The organism is Desulfosporosinus cupriresistens (genome assembly GCF_001707885.1).
In the GTDB taxonomy this organism is placed as follows: Bacteria; Bacillota; Desulfitobacteriia; order Desulfitobacteriales; family Desulfitobacteriaceae; genus Desulfosporosinus.
This window is the reverse complement of record NZ_MASS01000105.1, coordinates 1-5,373: the sequence shown is the minus strand read 5'-3', so window position 1 is coordinate 5,373 and position 5,373 is coordinate 1. Positions and strand designations below refer to the sequence as shown.

The window sequence follows — 5,373 nt, the reverse complement described above, 5'->3', positions numbered from 1 at the left end:
TTAATTAACGTTCCTACTTTGTTCGTTTTTACCATCAAAACATCTTTGCTGATTTCAACTGAATGTGACCTAACATAATAAATAAGCGTTCCAACTATTCCGATTAAGATCAAACCCATGACTAGCCAAAATACTTTTTTTCGAATGCTTAGTTTTTTCATATTCTCCTCCTTCGAATGAATTTGTATACTTTCTCTTTTTTCGAAATTAATTCATTATTGTTCAGCTTCTTCTAATTTAGATTTTTCAGGTTGGTGTCCATTCCTTGGGCCTACACCGTTAACCGTTAGATGTATTGCTCATGGATTAAAGAAACAAATTGATCCCATTGGTGGTTAAAGTTTCTTACTATCATTTCCCTCCCCCTAACGCAAATTGGCCTTAAAATTCAGGATTACTGAACTAGCCTGTGCCCATAAATGAGTGATCAAATTCTATTAAGCTTAAAATAATAAATAAATGTTTATTTATTATTAGAATAAAAAAATTAGCTAAAACCTTTAACGCAAATTTCGGCAACTCTTTTAGCTTCTTCCTGTGTAAACTTTTTCTTTCTGTCTACTTCTAAAAAAACAGAAATATATCTAAAAGGAATTGTTAAAGCTATAGCAACTACCTCCATTGGAATAGCTTGTGGATTTATTTCTTTAGTTTTAATCCCTAGATCAATTATTTGTTTTGCCAATTCCACTAATATCTTATAATTCTCCACCTTTTCCATACTCGGTACTTTTACATCCAAAAAAACAGCAGCAGTAAATTTTGCGTTAATCGGGTGAGAATTCGCATACATAAATAAATTGTAAACCGTTTTATAAGCTGCTTCATAAACAGAGCTAGAAGTACTGATATTAAATTTAAGGTTTTCAATGATACTATCCATTTCTGTTTCGACTAGTTCCTGGACCAATTCTTCCTTACTTGAGTAATGTTTGTATAAATAGCCTGGGGACACTCCTGCTTTTTCGCTGACGGAAACAATAGACATTCCACCGTAACCATGCTCCACAAGCAGTTCCATAACTGCTATTTTGATATTTTCAAGCTTTTCAGGATCAGCTATTCTAGCCATAAAACCTCCGCTGTTAAATAATAAATAAATTTTTATTTATTGTTCTTAATGCAAATTTTTTTCAAACAAGAATTCACGCACGTTTGTTTAGAACACTGTGTCCATTCATTAACCCAAAGTGGATAATTCCCTAAAGCGAGGAAGGCTGTAGACATGTTCAGTTCCTAGTATAACACAAAATAATCCATCCATAGCAATCTGATAAAATGCCAATAGAAGCTGTCAATTCTTTACCTTCCTATAAAGCTTAAAGGTTAAGGTATTTTTTTCTACGAAACTACGGATTAGGAGATAAGCATCTGTACTATTTCTGAATCTGAAATCCAGAATGGGAAAGGCCACAGTTGCATCCTCCCCTGAAGGAACATAACTAATGGGCAAAGTATGACGGTGTCTTTCAAGGATCTCTAAATGGGCAAGAATTACAGCATTATAAAGAGTGGAGGAAACTTGGCAAACCCCTCCTCCGAGCCCCAGGGTGAAGATGTTTCCTTCAATGATTAGCGCCTCCTTATAACCAGCTTTGACCGTTCGTTCTCCGACACTCTCATTAAAGGAGAACCTTTCTCCGGGAGCTAAGACTTTTCCATCGAGAGCCTTTACGGCAAGGCGAAGGTTCTCGGTACGATTGACAAGAGTTGAATCAAAGTGAGTAGAGTATTGAGCTGTTGGTATTGGTTCTTTAACAGTAAGATTAAGTTTGATTGCTTTGCCATATCCGTCTACAACTCCCTCATAAACACTTGACCTGATGCAACTGGTATCTACAGCCTTGGAATTCCATTGAACAGGGACATTTATCGTATCACTGTTATAAAGTTTAGCTTGAACAGTTGTAGGTAAAGAATAGTCTTCATCTTGAGTAACTGTTGCAGTTATATCAGCTATAGAATAAATACTAGTTTCTTTCGCTATTCCCGAAATTAAGTCTTTAGAATTTTTTATTATCTCATCCGAAACAATTCCACTGCCTCCGAAAGAGATTAAGTTTGGCCTTGAATTGTTTGCATAAAGTTTCCCAAAGTAACTGGCTACTGATTTTGGCAAGGTTGGTACGGAAGGGTCTATAAATATAATGGGATCTCCTTTTTTAGCTGCCACGGCACTACCTGCCAAAGCATCAGCAAAATCGTAACCTGTGGCTAGATATACTGTTGAGGGGTTCGGCATAAAGGTTTCTGCAATGATAACATCTGTATCAAAACGAGATTGTCCCGTCAACCGTTGAACACTAGCCTGTGGTATCAAAGTACTTATCTCAGATTTTACATTGTCTGAGATCACTCCTTCTCCTCCAGCGATGTATACTTTTGAAGGGTTTCTTTCTAGTAAAAAGTTCTCCATATCTTGAGGGAGCGTATCGTGAGGAGATAACAGAATCGGCCAGCCTTTATTAGCAGCAAAACTTGAGATACTTAAGGCATCAGGATATTGTTCTCCGGAGGATATCACAACTGTGGATTCAGTTAGATCATCAAGTGAACTGGCTATCTTATACGATGTATCATACCTATCTATGCCGGCGATTCTAACAATATTTTGGAATCCAAGGTTATTAAGTTTAGTCTCGAATTCTGTACTTATTATTCCAGCACCACCAATAATATAAATGGTTCCCGAGGAATCAAGATGTTGAATGACATAGTCAATTGCATCCTTAGAGCTATCGACAGATGTATCAACTAATAAAACTGGTGCTTCCTTTTCATGGGCTAGAACACTTGCAGATAAAGCATCTGCAAATTCGTTTCCTGTTGAAAGGACTACGTTCTTAACCGTACCATTGCTATAATACTCAGAGATAGCCTCGGCGGTCTCATATCTTGTATGCCCGAAAAGCCTATCAGTGGCAATAATTTTAGATGAGTTAGTATCTGAAGGATTATTAGTGGCAGCAACAGCTGGTGTTCCAAAGATGCAGCTACATGAGATCAAGATTAATGTAATTGTTTTTCTGGTCATCCTATACTACTCTCCCTCAAATATAGTATTTAAGATAATTATCGCATGCCGAGGAAGTAAAGGATGTCGAAGGGACAATTGTATTAATCTACTTTTTATTAATAACGATGTCCCATTTGGACGATATCGCAACTATTATCACAGAATCAAAAAATCCCTACAAGAATCGATGGAAAATGTGTAGCACCATGTTGCCAAATAGCGCTGTCTCATGTCAATTAACCCATAAAAATTAGCAACCCTATTTCGCAAGGTTGCCACAATCGTTTGTTCGGATTAGTCACTCGATATTGAGAACTTATAAAAAATGCCAAACATCATTCCTTGATTTCAGGAAATACTATTAGAGCTTAATATATAGGGAGGTGTTCTTTTTTGAGCGGTAAAATTATAGCTGGAAGAGAAACAGATGTGAAGGTAGTGAGTGAGTTAAGACAGCTTAAAGATGAAAATTTCCAAATGAAGGTAGTCAACCAATTGGAAGAGCTCAAAGATACTTATTACCAGAGAGATATTTGGTAACAGCGGATTAACTTGTCCAGGTCACTAATGTCAAATAGGTGACATAGCATCCATATGACAACTATACACTCGGCAAATTTACATTTAAAATATACTAACGTTAACTCACTGTCCTATTGGCAGGCGGATGCACTAACGGCTATCCTCAAAGCCAAGACTGAGCCAAAGCCAATAGTAAAATTGGCCCGGGTTTATACCCGGTTTTTTATTTTGGAGATCGAATTTGGCCATCATATCAAATACCCTAATAAATAACCTTAATGCTTAAAGCCGTTTGCCAATTTATGCAACTCTTCATCACATACCCTATATACAGTCCAATCATCCATTGGGGTCGCCCCCAAATGTTTGTAAAAGTTAATTGAGGGTTCGTTCCAGTCCAAACACCACCATTCTAATCTACCACATTTCCTTTCTATTGCTAATTTCGCTAGGAATGAAAGCATAATCTTGCCAATCCCTTTTCCTCTCATTTTTGGTTTCACAAATAAATCCTCCAGATAAATACCCGGTTTTCCTAGGAAAGTTGAAAAATTGTAGAAGAACAATGCGAAACATACTGGTTTGTTTTGAAATTCACCGATTATCACCTCAGCAATTTTCCTTTCGAAGAGAGATTCTCTTAAAACCTCTTCTGTGGCAATAACTTCAGGCAACATTTTTTCATATTCAGCAAGTTCTCTTATAAACTCTAATATTAATAAAGTATCAGATGGTTGTGCAAATCTTAATTTAAAATTAGATAACTCAGTGTCAATCATATCTTACACGGTCTCTCCTTTTGTGTTTTTCTGCGTACTTTTTCATGTAAATTCATTATCCCTATTTAGCAGAGCTGTCCAGTCGCTTTTAGAACCTAATTTCTTGTCACCGATAAATATTATTAACCTTTTGCTCCACATGCTAACCCTCACAAACCTTGTCCCCTAGTCTTCTTGATTTCAAATCCTTCATAAATTGCTCTCTGTCTTGAATCTTCAAATGGGATAGCAATATCTTTAGTTGCTTTGTAGAGGAACCTTGAGTAAATGATATTATCAGCTTCTTATTTTTATCATCAATTGCAGTAATATCTTTTAAGAGTATTACTTCCTTCTTCAAAAGGCCATTGTTAACAATTAATTTCTCTTCATCCAAACCAAGATATGGCGTTATATAAACGTAAGCATCATAAGCGAACATCAATGCCACTAATATCTGAAATATTGCCGCATTATTATTCTTCATCGTTAATTGAAGCAACCCGGAAAACAAAATCATTACACCACAGAATAAAAATAGGATTGACATAATTGCCTTGCGTTTAAAGTATCTCAACGCAGATCTCCTCCCTTAAATACCAAAAAACATTTACCCGATTAGTCTACTTATGAAGCTTAGTAAACTCCGACACATTCTGAATTTGTTAACCCTCATTAAAACGTCTAAAATGTAGAGCATCTGTTTCATCAAATACAAATACACATCATAATTGCACTTTACCTCACCCTAAACTTTCCACATCATTCCTCAATTTCCTGTGCGCACGTTGTGCGTTTCATATATTTTTTTCAGAAATCATCGCTCCTGCGGTGCGATGTAAGACAACCGACTAACCTCATGCGAAAGCCTCTGGGGGACAATAGCATGTCGGTAAAGCCAGGATTAGACTGCTAACGCTGTCGAGTTGCCTGGCGAGTCAGGCCATATATGGTAAAGCCTGTGGGCTGAATCCGAGTCTGTGGCTTTGAAACGCTGACGGTCATGCACCGGCTATTAATAGGTATACCTAATATGAGGAAAGTTGGGTATAAGCAGGCCTATTGACGCACCTGTAG

Annotated in this window: 5 protein-coding genes; 1 reads left to right on the top strand and 4 read right to left on the bottom strand. The window is 36.9% G+C overall.

Features of this window, described 5'->3' with window-relative positions:
• Positions 1-487: 487 nt before the first annotated feature.
• Positions 488-1,072, bottom strand: coding sequence for a TetR/AcrR family transcriptional regulator (locus tag DSBG_RS21155; RefSeq protein WP_068966932.1), 585 nt, complete (start codon positions 1,070-1,072; stop codon positions 488-490).
• Between the two features lie 222 nt (positions 1,073-1,294).
• Positions 1,295-3,034, bottom strand: a complete 1,740-nt coding sequence (locus DSBG_RS21150) for a cell wall-binding repeat-containing protein (protein ID WP_068966930.1) — start codon at positions 3,032-3,034, stop codon at positions 1,295-1,297.
• A gap of 375 nt (positions 3,035-3,409) precedes the next feature.
• On the opposite strand from DSBG_RS21150, the gene DSBG_RS23340 reads away from it, so the two are divergent.
• Entirely contained in the window at positions 3,410-3,556 is a 147-nt protein-coding gene (locus DSBG_RS23340; protein WP_176716350.1) for a hypothetical protein, read from the top strand.
• 257 nt (positions 3,557-3,813) lie between these two features.
• Here the strand turns inward: DSBG_RS23340 and DSBG_RS21140 are convergent, their stop codons facing one another.
• Both DSBG_RS21140 and DSBG_RS21135 read right to left on the bottom strand, forming a co-directional pair.
• Positions 3,814-4,317 (bottom strand): GNAT family N-acetyltransferase, encoded by a 504-nt coding sequence (locus DSBG_RS21140; protein WP_176716349.1) that lies wholly within the window; start codon positions 4,315-4,317, stop codon positions 3,814-3,816.
• Between the two features lie 142 nt (positions 4,318-4,459).
• Complete coding sequence (locus DSBG_RS21135; protein WP_068966927.1) at positions 4,460-4,873, bottom strand: PH domain-containing protein; 414 nt, start codon at positions 4,871-4,873, stop codon at positions 4,460-4,462.
• Between the last annotated feature and the right edge of the window lie 500 nt (positions 4,874-5,373).

Coding starts and splice junctions, on each gene's coding strand:
- DSBG_RS21155 (WP_068966932.1), bottom strand. CDS start 1,072: ATGGCTAGAATAGCTGATCCTGAAAAGCTTGAAAATATCAAAATAGCA.
- DSBG_RS21150 (WP_068966930.1), bottom strand. CDS start 3,034: ATGACCAGAAAAACAATTACATTAATCTTGATCTCATGTAGCTGCATC.
- DSBG_RS21140 (WP_176716349.1), bottom strand. CDS start 4,317: ATGATTGACACTGAGTTATCTAATTTTAAATTAAGATTTGCACAACCA.